13 protein-coding genes are annotated in these 14,907 nt (G+C 72.2%); 7 read left to right on the top strand and 6 right to left on the bottom strand.

Going from position 1 to position 14,907, the window contains the following annotated elements; translation table 11 throughout:
- Nucleotides 1-4: 4 nt before the first annotated feature.
- The gene (locus ACGFW5_RS13975) at nucleotides 5-1,369 is read right to left on the bottom strand and encodes a glutamine synthetase family protein (RefSeq protein ID WP_393834439.1); all 1,365 of its coding nucleotides are present in this window, start codon (nucleotides 1,367-1,369) and stop codon (nucleotides 5-7) included.
- Between the two features lie 77 nt (nucleotides 1,370-1,446).
- On the opposite strand from ACGFW5_RS13975, the gene ACGFW5_RS13970 reads away from it, so the two are divergent.
- The 4 genes from ACGFW5_RS13970 to ACGFW5_RS13955 all read left to right on the top strand — a co-directional run bounded on the left by ACGFW5_RS13970 (nucleotide 1,447) and on the right by ACGFW5_RS13955 (nucleotide 5,716).
- Nucleotides 1,447-2,199 carry a FadR/GntR family transcriptional regulator gene (locus ACGFW5_RS13970; RefSeq protein ID WP_393834438.1) on the top strand — a complete coding sequence of 251 codons (753 nt, stop codon included), beginning with the start codon at nucleotides 1,447-1,449 and terminating at the stop codon, nucleotides 2,197-2,199.
- A gap of 329 nt (nucleotides 2,200-2,528) precedes the next feature.
- The gene (gene eat / locus ACGFW5_RS13965) at nucleotides 2,529-3,980 is read left to right on the top strand and encodes an ethanolamine permease (protein WP_393834437.1); all 1,452 of its coding nucleotides are present in this window, start codon (nucleotides 2,529-2,531) and stop codon (nucleotides 3,978-3,980) included.
- Nucleotides 3,981-4,011: 31 nt separating this feature from the next.
- A complete protein-coding gene (locus ACGFW5_RS13960; protein WP_393834436.1) occupies nucleotides 4,012-4,698 on the top strand; it encodes a gamma-glutamyl-gamma-aminobutyrate hydrolase family protein in 687 nt (228 codons plus the stop codon).
- A 334-nt stretch (nucleotides 4,699-5,032) separates the two neighbouring features.
- Complete coding sequence (locus ACGFW5_RS13955; protein WP_393834435.1) at nucleotides 5,033-5,716, top strand: GNAT family N-acetyltransferase; 684 nt, start codon at nucleotides 5,033-5,035, stop codon at nucleotides 5,714-5,716.
- 7 nt (nucleotides 5,717-5,723) lie between these two features.
- On the opposite strand, the gene ACGFW5_RS13950 is transcribed toward ACGFW5_RS13955, so the two are convergent.
- Entirely contained in the window at nucleotides 5,724-6,653 is a 930-nt protein-coding gene (locus tag ACGFW5_RS13950; protein ID WP_393834434.1) for a LysR family transcriptional regulator, read from the bottom strand.
- Nucleotides 6,654-6,723: 70 nt separating this feature from the next.
- Here ACGFW5_RS13950 and ACGFW5_RS13945 point away from each other — a divergent pair, with 70 nt between their 5' ends.
- Nucleotides 6,724-7,839, top strand: coding sequence for a TDT family transporter (locus ACGFW5_RS13945; protein ID WP_393834433.1), 1,116 nt, complete (start codon nucleotides 6,724-6,726; stop codon nucleotides 7,837-7,839).
- Between the two features lie 6 nt (nucleotides 7,840-7,845).
- On the opposite strand, the gene ACGFW5_RS13940 is transcribed toward ACGFW5_RS13945, so the two are convergent.
- From ACGFW5_RS13940 to ACGFW5_RS13925, 4 genes are all read right to left on the bottom strand, one after another.
- Complete coding sequence (locus ACGFW5_RS13940; protein ID WP_393834432.1) at nucleotides 7,846-8,559, bottom strand: helical backbone metal receptor; 714 nt, start codon at nucleotides 8,557-8,559, stop codon at nucleotides 7,846-7,848.
- A 31-nt stretch (nucleotides 8,560-8,590) separates the two neighbouring features.
- On the bottom strand, nucleotides 8,591-9,145 hold the full coding sequence (locus tag ACGFW5_RS13935) for a helix-turn-helix domain-containing protein (RefSeq protein WP_393834431.1): 555 nt from the start codon (nucleotides 9,143-9,145) through the stop codon (nucleotides 8,591-8,593).
- 202 nt (nucleotides 9,146-9,347) lie between these two features.
- Nucleotides 9,348-11,150, bottom strand: a complete 1,803-nt coding sequence (locus tag ACGFW5_RS13930) for an ABC transporter permease/substrate binding protein (RefSeq protein WP_393834430.1) — start codon at nucleotides 11,148-11,150, stop codon at nucleotides 9,348-9,350.
- Nucleotides 11,143-12,210, bottom strand: a complete 1,068-nt coding sequence (locus ACGFW5_RS13925) for a glycine betaine/L-proline ABC transporter ATP-binding protein (RefSeq protein WP_393834429.1) — start codon at nucleotides 12,208-12,210, stop codon at nucleotides 11,143-11,145. Before ACGFW5_RS13925 ends, ACGFW5_RS13930 begins: the two co-directional genes overlap by 8 nt.
- Before the next feature lie 734 nt (nucleotides 12,211-12,944).
- Between ACGFW5_RS13925 and ACGFW5_RS13920 the strand changes: the two genes are divergently transcribed.
- Together ACGFW5_RS13920 and ACGFW5_RS13915 are read left to right on the top strand one after the other, a co-directional pair.
- Nucleotides 12,945-13,853, top strand: a complete 909-nt coding sequence (locus ACGFW5_RS13920; RefSeq protein ID WP_393834464.1) for a 5'-3' exonuclease H3TH domain-containing protein — start codon at nucleotides 12,945-12,947, stop codon at nucleotides 13,851-13,853.
- A gap of 48 nt (nucleotides 13,854-13,901) precedes the next feature.
- Nucleotides 13,902-14,747: a siderophore-interacting protein gene (locus ACGFW5_RS13915; RefSeq protein WP_393834428.1), complete on the top strand. Its 846-nt coding sequence runs from the start codon at nucleotides 13,902-13,904 to the stop codon at nucleotides 14,745-14,747.
- Nucleotides 14,748-14,907 lie beyond the last annotated feature (160 nt).

Here is a 14,907-nt window from a genome sequence, read left to right as displayed (position 1 = left end):
TTCCTCACAGGCGTTCGAAGGAGCGGCGGAGCTCCCAGTCGGTCACCGCGGCGTCGAACGCGTCGAGCTCGACCCGCGCCATGTTGCGGTAGTGCGCGACGACCTCGTCTCCGAAGGCCGCCTTGGCGATGGGGCTGTTCTCCCACAGTTCGGCGGCTTCGCGCAGGGTGGTGGGGACGTGGGCGTAGTCACCGGTGTACGCGTTCCCGGTGCACGCCTCGGGCAGTTCGAGCTTGTTCTCGATGCCGTACAGGCCGGCCGCGACAAGTCCGGCGACGGCGAGGTGCGGGTTGACGTCGCCGCCCGGGAGCCGGTTCTCGAAGCGGGTGCCCGCGCCGTGGCCGACGACCCGCAGCGCGCAGGTGCGGTTGTCGTGGCCCCAGGCGACGGCGGTGGGGGCGAAGGAGCCGGGCTGGAAACGCTTGTAGGAGTTGATGTTCGGCGCGTACAGGAGGGAGAAGTCGCGCAGCGCGGCGAGCTGTCCGGCCAGGAAGTGGCGCATCACGGGCGACATGGGGTCGGACCCGTCGCCGGCCATGACGTTGCGGCCGTCCGCGTCGGTGAGCGAGAGGTGGATGTGGCAGGAATTGCCCTCGCGCTGGTCGTACTTGGCCATGAAGGTGAGCGAGACGCCCTCCTGGGCCGCGATCTCCTTGGCGCCGGTCTTGTAGATGGCGTGCTGGTCGCAGGTGACCAGGGCCTCGTCGTAGCGGAAGACGATCTCGTGCTGGCCGGGATTGCACTCGCCCTTGGCCGACTCGACGGTGAGTCCTGCCGCCTGCATCTCGTTGCGGATGCGGCGAAGGAGCGGCTCGATGCGGCCGGTACCGAGCACCGAGTAGTCGATGTTGTACTGGTTGGCCGGGGTGAGGCCCTGGTATCCGGCGTCCCAGGCCTGCTCGTAGCTGTCCTTGAACACGATGAATTCGAGTTCGGTGCCGACCTGCGCGGTGTAGCCGAGCTCCGCGAGCCGTTCCAGCTGGCGGCGCAGGATCTGGCGTGGGGCGGCCACCACCGGGGAGCGGTCGCTCCAGCCGAGGTCGGCGATGAGCATCGCGGTGCCGTCGTTCCAGGGGACCCGGCGCAGCGTGGCCGCATCGGCGCGCATGGCGAAGTCGCCGTAGCCGCGCTCCCAGGACGACATCGCGTAGCCGTCGACCGTGTTCATCTCGGTGTCGACGGCTAGCAGGTAGTTGCAGCCCTCGGTGCCGTGCTCCAGGACCTCGTCGAGGAAGAACCCGGCCGCGAAGCGCTTGCCCTGCAGTCGCCCTTGCATATCGGGGAAGGCGAGGACGACAGTGTCGATCTCACCGCTCGCGACGAGGTCTCGCAGCTCCTCGATCGAGAGCGGGGGTGTGCGGTCTGCCACGGGAAGCTCCTCCTTGGGTCAGCCGAGAGCCATAAGGTATGGGCTAGGACCATTGATTGGGAAGAGGAATCCACGACGTGGCGAAGAAGATCGACCCGGCGGACCGGACCGAGGGCGGCACACCGGACACCCTGGTGCCCGTCCTGCGGACCGTACGGGCGGGCAACGGCTTCGAGGAGGCACTGGAGCAGGTCCTCCAGCTGCTGCGCCTGGGCCTGGTGCCGCCGGGCGGACGCCTGCCGTCCGAGCGGGAGTTGGCCGAGCGCATGGGCATCAGCCGGGTCACCCTGCGCGAGGTCCTGAAGGTGCTCCAGGAACAGGGCCTGGTCGAGAGCAGGCGCGGCAGGTACGGCGGCACGTTCGTGCTGCGCAGGCCCGCCGAGGGCGGCGAGGACGAGCTGCGGCGGCGCATCGCGTCGGTCGACGTCGAGGACGTCCTGCGCTTCCGGGAGGTCCTTGAGGTGGGCGCGGCCGGGCTGTGCGCCGCGCACGGGCTGAGCGATGCGGGCGCCGAACGGCTGCGGGCCGCGCTCACCGCGACCCACGACGCCGAGCTCGGCGACTACCGGCGCCAGGACACGCTGCTCCACCTCACCCTTTCCGAGCTCTCCGGATCGCCCTCGCTCACCGCCCAGTACGCGGCGGTCCGCGCGACAGTGAACGAGCTCCTGGACTGCATTCCGCTCCTGGTCCGCAACCTGGAGCACTCCCAGCACCAGCACACCGCGCTGGTGGAGGCGGTGCTCGACGGCGACGCGGACGGGGCGCGCGAAGTGATGCGGGAACACTGCGGGGGCACGGCGGCGCTGCTGCGCGGCTTCTTGACCTGAGCGGGGCCGGGCCTCCCGGCCTTGGCCCGCTCAGGCCCACCGCGCCCCACCCCCGCTCCGGCTCGCCGGCTCCTCGCGGCCCCGTTCCGGCCCGCCCAGCCCGCCCCGGCCGCCTCGCACCCCCACCCCGGCCCCCGGGCCCCCCGCGCCCCGGCTCGGCCGGCCCGCCGCCCCCTCCGTAACCGCGGAGCCCCGCCCCGACCGACCCCCCGCGCCCCATCCGTAACCGCGGTTTTACGTACACCCCTTGCGCATCCCCCTACCGTCCGGCAAAGGTATGCAGCCGAACCATTGACCTGATCTCCCTTGACGATCACCTGGAGCGGCTCATGGCCGAGCGCACCGATGTCCGCACCCCACCACCCGCCCGCGCCGAGGACGACTATCTGCACCGGCGCACCCTGCGGCGCGGCAGCGCCGGCTGGCTGCTGCTCACCGGGCTCGGCGTCGCCTATGTGGTGTCGGGCGACTTCTCCGGCTGGAACATCGGCCTGTCCAAGGGCGGCTTCGGGGGCCTCGCCGCGGCCACCGTCCTGATGGGCATCATGTACGCCTGTCTCGTCTTCTCGCTGGCCGAGCTCTCCGCCATCCTGCCCACCGCGGGCGGCGGTTACGGCTTCGCGCGCCGGGCGCTCGGCACCTGGGGCGGGTTCCTGACCGGCACCGCGATCCTCATCGAGTACATCCTGGCGCCGGCCGCGATCTCGCTCTTCATCGGCGACTACGTCGAATCGCTCGGCCTGTTCGGGCTCACCTCCGGCTGGCCCGTCTACCTCGCCTGCTTCGTGATCTTCATCGGCATCCATCTGTGGGGCGTGGGCGAGGCGCTGCGCTTCAGCCTGGTGGTCACCGCCATCGCCGTGGCGGCCCTGCTGGTCTTCGCCGTGGGCGCCCTCACCGACTTCGACGCCTCGCGCCTCAATGACATCCCGGTGGACGCCTCGGCGCTCGGCTCCACCTCGTGGCTGCCGTTCGGCGTGCTCGGCATCTGGGCCGCGTTCCCCTTCGGCATGTGGTTCTTCCTCGGCGTCGAAGGGGTGCCGCTGGCGGCGGAGGAGGCCAAGGACCCGGTGCGCTCCATGCCGCGCGCGCTCGCGATCTCGCTGTCCGTCCTGGTACTGCTCGCCGTGCTGACCTTCCTCGCCGCGACCGGCGCGCACGGCTCGGCCGCCCTCAAGGACGCGGGCAACCCACTGGTCGTGGCGCTCCAGGGCGACGGCGGCCCGACCGCCCTGAGCCGCTTCGTCAACTACGCGGGTCTCGCGGGCCTTGTGGCGTCGTTCTTCTCGCTGATCTTCGCGGGCTCGCGCCAGCTCTTCGCCCTGTCCAGGGCCGGCTACCTGCCCCGTTTCCTGTCCCTGACCAGCCGCCGCAAGTCGCCCTATCTGGGCCTGCTGATCCCCGGCGCGCTCGGCTTCGCGCTCGCCGCGTGGAGCGGCAACGGCGGGCGGATGCTGAACGTCGCGGTCTTCGGCGCCACGATCTCCTACGCCTTGATGGCGCTCTCGCACGTGGTGCTGCGGCGCCGCGAGCCGGGCCTTCGGCGGCCCTACCGCACACCCGGCGGGATCCTGACCTCCTCGGTCGCCTTCGTCCTCGCGCTGCTCGCACTCGTGGCGACGTTCCTGGTGGACAAGGACGCCGCGTTCATCGCGCTCGGCGTCTACGCGATCGCGCTTGCCTACTTCGCCTTCTACAGTCGCCACCGTCTGGTCGCCCATGCGCCCGAGGAGGAGTTCGCGGCGCTGGCCGCCGCCGAGGCCGAACTCGGCCGGGACTGACCCGCTGCCCCTGTGAACGGAGACCACCGCCGTGTCCAAGCCGCTCATCGGCATCAGTACGTATCTGGAGCCCGCCCGGTGGGGCGTGTGGGAGCTGCCCGCCGCCCTGCTGCCCGCCGCGTACCCCCGGCTCGTGCGGGCGGCCGGCGGGCTCGCCGCGATGCTGCCGCCGGACGACGACCCGCGGGCCGCGGCCGAGGTGGTGGCGCGCCTGGACGGCCTGGTCATCGCGGGCGGCGCGGATGTGGAGCCGGTCCGGTACGGAGCCGAGCCGTCGCCCCGTACCGGTCCCCCGGCCCGCGAACGGGACGCCTGGGAACTCGCCCTGATCGAGGCGGCGCTGGCCTCGAACACCCCGCTGCTCGGCATCTGCCGCGGCCTTCAGCTCCTCAACGTGGCGCTCGGCGGGACCCTGGTCCAGCACCTGGACGGGCACACCGGCGGGCTCGGCGTGATCGGCGAGCACACCGTCACCCCCGTGCCGGGCACGCTCTACTCCTCGCTCGTCCCCGAGGCCACCGGCGTGCCGACCTATCACCACCAGTGCGTGGGCCGGCTCGGCGCCGGTCTCCTCGCATCGGCGCACGCCGAGGACGGCACGGTCGAGGCCGCCGAACTCTCCGGCGCCACCTGGGCCATCGGCGTCCAGTGGCATCCCGAGATGGGCCGCGACACCCGCGTGACCGAGGGCCTGGTACGGGCCGCCGCGAGGCGCTGAGACCTCCGCCGGCACCGCCGCGAAGGACCGCCTCGCACCGGGGTGAGGGCCCCGGTCGCGGCGCGGCCGCACACTGGACGACACGCCCGGACACCCCCGCCTCCGCGAGGGGGTGACGTTTCGGCGATCATCCGGGTATCTTCCTCTCGCCGCCCCTCACCGGGCGGATCCGCCGAGACTCCTCGCCTTCACCTGGCCGCTCGTTCCTCTTCGCGCACTCGTTCCTTCCCCGGCCATTTCACGGACACATCCTGACCGTGTGTCCCCCGTGCCCCCGCTCTTTCCCGCCCGTCGGCGGGAGGGCTCCGCCGCGCCCAGAAGGACCGAAGGCCCCGTGCCCGCACCCGTCATCCTGTCGGGCCGTTCCGTACGGCTCGAACCGCTCGCCCCCTCCCACGCCCCGGCTCTGGCCGCCGCCGCGGCCGCCGACCGGACCTCGTACGCCTTCACACCCGTGCCGCACGGACTCGACGCGGCGTACGCCTACATCGACCGCGCCGTGGCCGACCAGCGGACCGGCCGTACGCTCGCGTTCGCGACCGTGCGGGCCGCCGACGGCCTGGTCGTGGGCTCGACCCGGTTCTGCGAACTCGACTACTGGGACGGCCCCGTGGAGTGGCCACCCGCGCCGCGCGGACCCCTGAGCTGCGCCGTCGCCGCGGTCCCCGACGCGGCCGAGATCGGCGGCACCTGGCTCTCCGCGCACGCCCAGGGCACCGGCATCAACACCGAGGCCAAGCTCCTGATGTTCCAGCACGCCTTCGACACCTGGCGGGTGCGGCGGATCTCGCTGCGCGCGGACGCCCGCAACGCCCGCTCGCGGGCCGCGATCGAAGGGCTCGGCGCGGTGTGCGAGGGGGTGCGGCGCGTCCACACCCGGGGCCTGGACGGGCTCGTGCGGGGCACGGCGTTCTACTCGGTGCTCGACGAGGAATGGCCGACGGTGCGGCGCACCATCGAGCAGCGCCTGGAGCGCGCCCGTCCCGTCGCCGACAGCCGCCGCCTCGTGCCCGCCTGACGGCGCGTCAGGCAGGTCGGGTCAGGGAGAGGAGATCGCGTGCGGGCCCGGCCGGCAGCGGGCCCCTGCGCCACACCGCGCGCAGATCACGCCGCAGCCGTACGCCCTCGACGGGGATCTGCACCAGCCGGCGGGCGGCCAGCTCCTCGCCGAGCGCGAGTTCGCTGAGCACCGACGGTCCGGCCCCGCTGACCACGGAGGCCTTCACCGCGGTGGTGGAGGAGAGTTCGATGAGGGGTTCCGCGAGCCCGCCGTGGGCGGCGAGCGCCGCGTCGAGGACCTGCCGGGTGCCCGAGCCGTGCTCGCGCAGGATGAGCGGGGTGGCGGCCAGTTCGGCGGGCGGCAGCGGATGACGTCTGCGGGCCCACGGGTGCGACGGCGCCGCGACCACCACGAGCCGGTCGTGGCCGATGACCGCCGAGTCGAGCCCCGGGGGCACGCCGAGACCTTCGACGAACCCGAGGTCGGCCTCGTCGCCCAGCAGCCGCTCGGCGACCACGGCCGAGTTGCCCGCGCTCAGCGACACCGCGGTGCCAGGACGCTCGGCGCGCAGCGCGATCAGCCAGCCCGGCAACAGGTACTCGGCGATCGTCATGCTCGCGGCGACCCGCAGCCGCGAGTCCCGGCGGCCGCGCAACGCCTGCGCGCCCGCGTCGAACGCCTCGGCCGCCTCCACCACCCGCCGCGCCCAGTCCGTCACCAGGACGCCCTCGGCGGTGAGCGTGGAGCCGCGCGGTGAGCGGTCCACGAGGGCGACGCCGAGCAGTCGTTCCATCGAGCGGACCCGGCTGCTCGCGGCGGGCTGGGTGATGCCGAGGTCGCGGGCCGCGCGCCCGAGGCTGCCGTGCCGGGCGACCGCGAGCAGCAGCTCCATCGCCCCCAGGTCGGGCACCCGGTGGGCCAGGGGGGCTGGGTCCTCGGGACCGCTCACGCTCATAAACCCAGCTTATGGGCTCATAGGCCCAGTGGGCGTGGCGGGGCTCCGGCCACCGCACGAGGCTGGGGTCATGGCCATCACCGCGCGACCGCGCCCCCGCACCCAGCCCCTCGTCGTCGTCCGGCGGCGCCCGGCGCTGCGCCACCTCGGCCCGAACTGGTACGCCGCGGTGATGGGCACCGCCATCATCCCCAACGCGGGCGCGGGGCTGCCGTTCCGCGTTCCCGGCCTCCCGGTGATCTGGGCCCTCTCGCTCGCCCTGCTCGTGGTGCTGCTCGTGGCGCGCGCGGGCCACTGGCTGCACCACCGCGACCAGGGCCGCGCCCATCTCCTGGATCCGGCGGTCGCGCCGTTCTACGGCTGTCTGTCGATGGCCTTCCTCGCCGTCGGCATCGGCTCGCTCTCCGTGGGCGCCGACCTGATCGGTGAGAGCGCGGCCGTCCCGCTGGCGTGGGTGCTGTACGGGGTGGGCACGCTGACCGGCCTGGTGGCCGCCGTGGCCGTCCCGTACCTGATGGTCGTGCGCCACGAACTCGCTCCCGGCAGCGCATCGCCCGTCTGGCTGCTGCCCGTGGTGGCGCCCATGGTCTCGGCGACGCTCGGCCCGCTGCTCGTCCCCCATCTGCCCGCCGGGCAGGCCCGCGAGGCGATGCTGCTCGGTTCGTACGCGATGTTCGGCATGAGCCTGCTCGCCACCCTGGTCATCCTGCCGGTGGTGTTCTCGCGGCTGGTCCACCGCGGCGCGCTGCCGCTTGTGCTCACCCCGACCCTGTTCCTGGTGCTCGGCCCGCTCGGCCAGTCGACCACCGCCGTGAACAAGCTGGCCGACGTGGCGTCCGGCGCGATCGGCGCCCCCTACGCGCACGGCATGGGCGCCTTCGCCGTGGTGTACGGAGTGCCGGTGATGGGCTTCGCCCTGATGTGGCTGGCGCTCGCGGTGGCCATGGCGGTGCGGGCGGCCCGCAACGGGATGCGCTTCGCGATGACGTTCTGGGCGTTCACCTTCCCCGTCGGCACCTGCGTCACGGGAGCCGAGGGCCTGGCCCGCCACACCGGTCTGCATGCCTTCGACTGGCTCGCGGTCGCCCTGTACGTCCTGCTGGTCGCGGCCTGGCTGGTGGCCGCATTCCACACCGTGCGGGGGCTGCTCGACGGCAGGCTGCTCGCGGCGCCCGTCAAGAAGTGACCCCGGTCAGCTCTGCCGTCCGAGCGCCGCGCCGAGTACGGCCGGCGCCTCGGCCAGTGACGGGCCGTACCAGGTGAGATGGCGGCCGTCGACGAGAGCGGCGGGCAGCGCGGGAAAGGCCTCGGGGCCGTCGTCGGGCGTGAAGCGGTACGGCTCGTCGGGAAGGACGATGAGGTCGGCCCCCGCCGCGTTCAGCTCGTCGACGCCGATGCGGGGATAACGCTCGGTGTGATCGGCGTAGACGTTGTACACACCGAGCCGGGCCAGCAGGTCGCCCGCGAAGGTGTCGTGGCCGAGGACCATCCAGGGGCGGCGCCAGATCGGCACGATCGCCCGGCGCTTCGGCCCCGGACGCACCTCGGCCCAGGCCCGCTCCGCCGCGTCGAGCCAGCGCGGCCGGGCGAGGCCGCAGCCGGCCACCAGGACGCGCTCCAACTCGGTGAACGCCTGCGGCAGCGAGCGGACCTCGGTGACCAGGACATCGAGCCCGGCAGCGGTCAGGGCGGCCAGATCGGCAGGCCTGTTCTCCTCCTCGTTGGCGACGACCAGATCGGGTGCGAGCGCGACGACGCGCTCCACATCCGGGTTCTTGGTGCCTCCCACCCGTTCCACGTCGAGACCCACCGGATGGGTGCACCAGTCGGTGGCGCCCACCAGGAGGCCGGGCGCGCTGACCGCCACCGCCTCCGTCAGGGACGGGACGAGGGACACGACGCGCATCAGTGGCCGCGCCGCCCGGCCGTACGGGCCATCAGTGGCGGGTCTCCTCGATGGCCTCGATGTGGTCGGCGACCGCCACGACCAGGATCCGGGTGCCGGGCAGCGCCGCCCGCCAGCGGTGGCGCACCCCGCCGGACAGGCACAGCGTGTCGCCCCGCTCCAGGCGGTAGGCGCGGCCCTCGGCCTCGACCTCGGCCGCGCCGTCGGCCACGTACATCAACTCGTCGTTGCGGTGCTGGAATTCACGGCCGGTGTCCTGCTCGCCGGTGAACTCCATGGCGTGCAGTTGGTGGTGGCCGCGCAGCAGGGGCCGTACGCCGGGGCCGTCCCCGTCGGGTTCCGCGCGCACCACGTCGACGGTGCGGGCGCAGTCGGCGGCGTCGTACAGCTCGCCGACCGTGGTGTTCAGGGCGTCCGCCACGCGCTGGAGGGAGCGGGCGCTGGGGCGGGCGCGTTCGTTCTCGACCTGGCTGAGGAACGGCACCGAAAGGCCGCTGCGCTCGGCGACCACGGCCAGGGTGAGGCCGAGGCTGCGGCGCAGGCGCCGCACCGCCACCCCCACCCGAAGAGTTTCCTTGTCGTCCATCTCCCGGGCTCCCTCCCCGTCCACTCGGTCCGCGTCCGCACCGGTTGCGTGCAGGTCACCCTACGCAGCTTCGGGCCCCGAGGGGACCGTCCCGCCAAGATCACCAAGGGATGTGTACGGGATCGGGCCGGATCACGACGCTCCGCAGCCGCGGCCGGAGGACCGGCCGCGGCTGCGGAAAGGGGAGGTGGAGCGGTCTCCGCTAGGAGGCGACCGGGGTCCACCTGTCGGCCAGGCCCGGGTTGTCCTTCAGCCAGGCACGCACGGCGTCCTGCTCCTTGCCCTTGCCGGTCGACTGGATCTTCGCCTCAAGGCTGGTGAGCTGCTTCTCGTCCATGTGGAAGTTCTTCAGCCACGTGCCGACCTGGGCGTTGTCGGCGCCGAAGCCCTTGCGGGCCAGCGTGTGCACGTCGTCGCCCTTGCCCCAGGCACTCTTGGTGTCCTTGAGCTTCTTCAGGTCGTACGTGTTGTACGCCCAGTGCGGCGACCAGAGCGGCACCACGATGGGCTCCTTCTTGGCGTACGCACGCTTCAGCTCGGCGAGCATGCCGGGCGTGGAACCGTCGACGACCTTGTACTCGCCGTCCAGGCCGTACTCCTTGAGGATCTTGTCCTTCAGGATTCCGGTCTCACCGGCGCTCGGCTCGATGCCGACGATCCGGTTCTGGAACTCGGAGCCCTTGCCCTTGAGGTCGTCGAGGGTGTTGACGTCCTTGACGTAGGACGGCACGGAGAGCTCCAGGGAGGTCGGGCCGTACCAGGAGCCCATGTCCTCCAGCTTGTCCTTGTACTTCGCCCAGTACTGGGCGTGCGTGGTGGGCAGCCAGGAGTCGGTCTCGAAGTCGATCTGGCCGCCGGCCATGCCGGTGTAGAGCGCGCCGGCCTCGTACTGACGGGCGTCCACGGTGAAGCCTCGGCGCTCCAGGAGCTCCTTCCACAGGAAGGTGGAGGCGACGCCCTCGTCCCAGGGGATGTAGCCGAGCGAGATCTTCTTGCCCTTGCCGACGTTGTCGGCGCCGGACGCGGTGGCCTCGCCGGAGGAGCCGAACATGTTCATGCCGCCCGCGACCAGCCCGAGGACGACCACACCCACGATCGCGACGACCGGCTGCGGCCGGTAGTTCCAGATCCTGAGCCCGCCGGTGGCGGCCTTCGCCTTGGCGAGCGCACGGCGGCCGAGCGGGGAGACCTGACGGCTGAGCGCCCCGGTCATCCGGTCCAGGTACATGGCGAGGACGACGATGGAGATGCCGGCCTCGAAGCCGAGTCCGATGTCGACGTTGCCGATGGCGCGGTAGACGGCGCCGCCGAGGCCGCCGCCGCCCGCCATGCCGGCGATGACGACCATGGACAGGCTGAGCATGATGACCTGGTTGATGCCGGCCATGATGGTCGGCAGGGCCAGCGGCAGCTGCACCCGCAGCAGCGTGTTGCGCGGGGTGGTGCCGAACGCCTCGGCCGCCTCGACGAGTTCACCGTCGACCTGGCGGATGCCGAGCTCGGTCATGCGCACGCCGGGCGGCAGCGAGAAGACGATGGTGGCGATGATGCCGGGCACCACGCCGACGCCGAAGAAGATGATGCCGGGGATCAGATAGACCATGGCCGGCATGGTCTGCATGAAGTCCAGGACCGGGCGCATCACGGCGCTGACCGTGGTGGAGCGCGAGGCCCAGATGCCGAGCGGAACCGCCACGACCAGCGTCACGATCGCGGCGACGAGCACCAGCGAGAGCGTCGACATGGTGTCGTCCCACAGCTGGATCGAGTCGATCAGCGCGAAGCCGGCGAAGGTCAGGACTCCGGCGAAGAGCCCGCGCAGCCACCAGGCGACGACGGCGAGTATGCCGGCGAACAGCAGGGGCTGGGGCGCGTCGAGGACGGTGTTGATGCCGTCGTACATGCCGTTGACGACGTGGGTGATGGCGTCGAACAGCCAGGACAGATGGGTCTGGAGGAACGTGACGGCGCTGTCGACCCAGTCGCCGAGGTGGAGCCTAGGCATGGGCGGCCACATCCTTCATCGAGCAGACGACCGGGCCCTGCTTGTCGTCACCGAGGAAGGCGATGAGCCGTTCCTGCGGTACGACGCCGCGCACGACGCCCTCACTGTCGATGACGCCGACCGGGTGCGGAACCCGGGCGGCCACGGCACACACGTCGGCGACCGGCGTCTCGGGCAGCACGGTCTCGCAGTCGCAGGTGCCGACGTCCGGCCGGTGCGGGGCGGTCATCACGGAGACCGCGGTGAGCACCCGGGAGCGGTCGACGTCCTGGATGAAGGAGGCCACGTAGTCGTTGGCCGGGGTCAGCAGGATGTCCTCGGCGGTGCCGAGCTGGACTATGCGTCCGTCGCGCATCACGGCGATGTTGTCGCCGAGCCGCATGGCCTCGTTGAGGTCGTGCGTGATGAAGACGATCGTCTTCTTGAGGCGCTTTTGCAGTTCGAGGAGCTGGTCCTGCATGTCGCGCCGGATCAGCGGGTCGAGGGCGCTGAACGACTCGTCCATCAAAAGCAGGTCGGCGTCGGTGGCCAGCGCGCGGGCCAGGCCCACGCGCTGCTGCATGCCGCCGGAGAGCTCGTCGGGCCAGGAGTCGCCCCAGCCGGCCAGGCCGGTCAGCTCCAGGGCCTCGGCGGCACGTTTCTCCCGCTCGGCACGGGGCACACCCTGGACCTCAAGGCCGTACGCGGCGTTCTCCAGGACGCTGCGGTGCGGGAACAACGCGAAGTGCTGGAACACCATGCTGATCCTGCTGGAGCGGACGGTGCGCATCTCACGGGCGGACAGACCGGTCAGGTCCTGGCCGTCGAAGAGGACGCGGCCCGCGGTGGGCTCAAGCAGTCCGTTGAGCATGCGCAGCAGAGTCGACTTGCCCGAGCCGGAGAGGCCCATGACCACGAAGATCTGACCGGGTTCCACTGTGAACGAGGCGTCGATCACCGCCGCGGTCGTCCCGTCGGCCCGCAGCTCGTCGCGGTCGGCGCCGCCTTCGAGCTTGCTGACGGCTTCATCGGGTCGTCTGCCGAACACCTTGTAGAGCTGCTCGGCTTGCAGCCTGGACACATACACCTCACGGGTCGAACTGAAAACGGCCCGCGTCCCCCGTGGACGAGCCGTGGAGCGGCGCGGATTCGGTCCGCAGCCCGAGAAATGGTTGAAATCCATACCTGGGTCCGCTCCGGCGACGCGCCTGCCCGGGTCCTGGCGGGGCAAACACAACAGTGACCCAGTTCACTTGTTCACGAGCGCCTGCGTCGCGCCGGCGGGGCCCCGGCCCGCATGAGCGCCGTCAACCCGCCTGCGGGTGCGGACCGTGCATGGCCGGGCGGCCCGGCACCCTTGACCCGCGCCTCCGGGTGCGGACCGTGCTCGGCTGAGCGCGCAGTTCCCCGCGCCCCCAGCCACTCGACGCCGGGCGGCACGGCACCCTTGACCCGCGCCTCCGGGTGCAGACCGTGCATGGCCGAGCGCGCAGCTCCCCGCGCCCCCAGCCACTCGACGCCGGGCCGCACGGCACCCTTGACCCCGCCCGCGGGTGCAGACCGTGCTCGGCCGAGCGCGCAGCTCCCCGCGCCCCCAGCCACTCGCCGGGCGGCCCAGCACCCTTGACCCGCCCTGCGGGTGCAGACCGTGCATGGCCGAGCGCGCAGTTCCCCGCGCCCCCAGCCACTCGACGCCGGGCCGCACGGCACTCTCGGCTACCTCGCACGGGCGGCCATCCGGCCCGGCTCCTCGCCGGTGGGGCGAGGTGGCTGTCGGTGGTGTGCGGCATCATCGGGAATGTGACGCGACGCCTGATGCTCCTCGACACCTCCTCCCTCTACTACCGGGCCTATTTCGGGGTTCCCGACACGGTCAGGGCTCCGGACGGCACGCCGGTCAACGCCGTGCGCGGCCTGCTCGACTTCATCTCCCGGCTGGTCCACGACCACCGCCCCGACGACCTCGTGGCCTGCATGGACGCGGACTGGCGACCCCAGTGGCGGGTCGATCTGATCCCCTCCTACAAGGCGCACCGGGTAACCGAGGAGACGCCGGTGGGACAGCCCGACGAGGAGGAAACCCCGGACACGCTCGCTCCGCAGGTCCCGGTGATCGACGACGTCCTGGATGCCCTGGGCATCGCCCGCGTCGGCGTGCCGGGCTACGAGGCGGACGACGTGATCGGCACCCTGTCCGGCCTCGCGACCGGCCCGGTCGACATCGTCACCGGCGACCGCGACCTCTTCCAGCTGGTCGACGACGTGCGCGCGGTGCGGGTGCTCTACCCGCGCAAGGGCGTGGGCGACTGCGACCTGGTGGACAACGAGCTGATCCGGACGAAGTACCAAGTACGCCCCGATCAGTACGCGGACTTCGCGGCTCTGCGCGGCGACGCGAGCGACGGGCTGCCCGGCGTGAAGGGCATCGGCGAGAAGACGGCGGCCCAGCTCATCAACGACTACGGGGACCTGGCGGGGGTGCGTGCGGCCGCCGCCGACCGGTTCTCCAAGCTGACCCCGGCCAAGCGCCGGGGAATCCTGGAGGCGGCCGACTATCTGGACGTCGCGCCGAAGGTCGTGCGGGTCGCGATGGATGTGGCGCTGCCCGAGTTCGACCCCGTCCTGCCGTCGGAGCCGCGGGATCCGGCGGCCCTGGAGAAGCTGGTGACCCGGTGGGGCCTCACGGGAGCGACGGGCAGGCTGCTCTCCACGCTGCGCCCCTGAGTGCTAGCTTAGGTAAACCTAACTCATGGTGGATCAGGGGAGCGCACTGTGGCAGAACGTCCGTCTCGCAAGGCACCGAAAATCAACGAGGCGCAGGTGGTGCGCACCGAACGGATCACGCCGCACATGGTGCGCGTCGTGCTCGGCGGTGAGTCGCTGGCCGGTTTTCCCGTGGGCGAGCACACCGACCACTACGTCAAGCTGCTGTTCCCTGCCGAGGGCGTGAGCTACCCGGAGCCCTTCGACATGGAGCGGATCCGCGCCGAGTTCCCACGCGAGCAGTGGCCCAGCACGCGTGCGTACACGGTGCGCGGCTGGGACGCGGAGCTCGGTGAGCTGTCCCTCGACTTCGTGGTGCACGGCGACGAAGGCCTCGCGGGACCGTGGGCGGCCCGGGTACAGCCCGGCGAAACGGTGCGCTTCCTCGGCCCCGGCGGCGGATACGCCCCGGACCCGGCGGCCGACTGGCACCTGCTCGCCGGCGACGAGAGCGCCCTGCCGGCCATCGCGGCGGCCCTGGAGCGCATGCCCGCGGGGGCCGTGGTGCATGCCTTCGTGGAGGTGAGCGGGCCCGGTGAGGAGCAGAAGATCAGCACCCCGGACGGCGCCACGGTCACCTGGCTGCACCGGGGGGACGCCGCGGTGGGCTCCGAACTGGTGCGCGCCGTCAAGGACTTGGAGTTCCCGGCGGGCGAGGTCCACGCCTTTGTGCACGGCGAGGCGGGTTTCGTGAAGGAGCTGCGCGCCCTGCTCCGCGTCGAGCGCGCCGTACCGCGTGAGCGCCTGTCGATCTCGGGCTACTGGCGCCTCGGCCAGGACGACGACGCCTGGCGCGCGGTCAAGCGCGAGTGGAACGCGCAGGTCGAGCGCGAGCAGGAGCCCCCGGCCGCCTGAGCCCCACCCGACTGAGCCCCGCCTGGCTCAGCCCCACCCGCCCGGCGGGCCGGGGCACTCCCCCACCGAGATCCCCACCGAGACCCCCGGCGTCTGCTTCGCCGGGGGTCTCGCACATCCGGGCCACCCCTCCGCCCGCCCTCCCTCCCCGCACAGCGGG

The organism is Streptomyces sp. NPDC048416 (assembly GCF_043200435.1).
Taxonomy (GTDB): Bacteria; Actinomycetota; Actinomycetes; order Streptomycetales; family Streptomycetaceae; genus Streptomyces.
The sequence above is the reverse complement of the archived record's forward strand: the minus strand, read 5'-3'. Positions and strand labels throughout refer to the sequence as shown.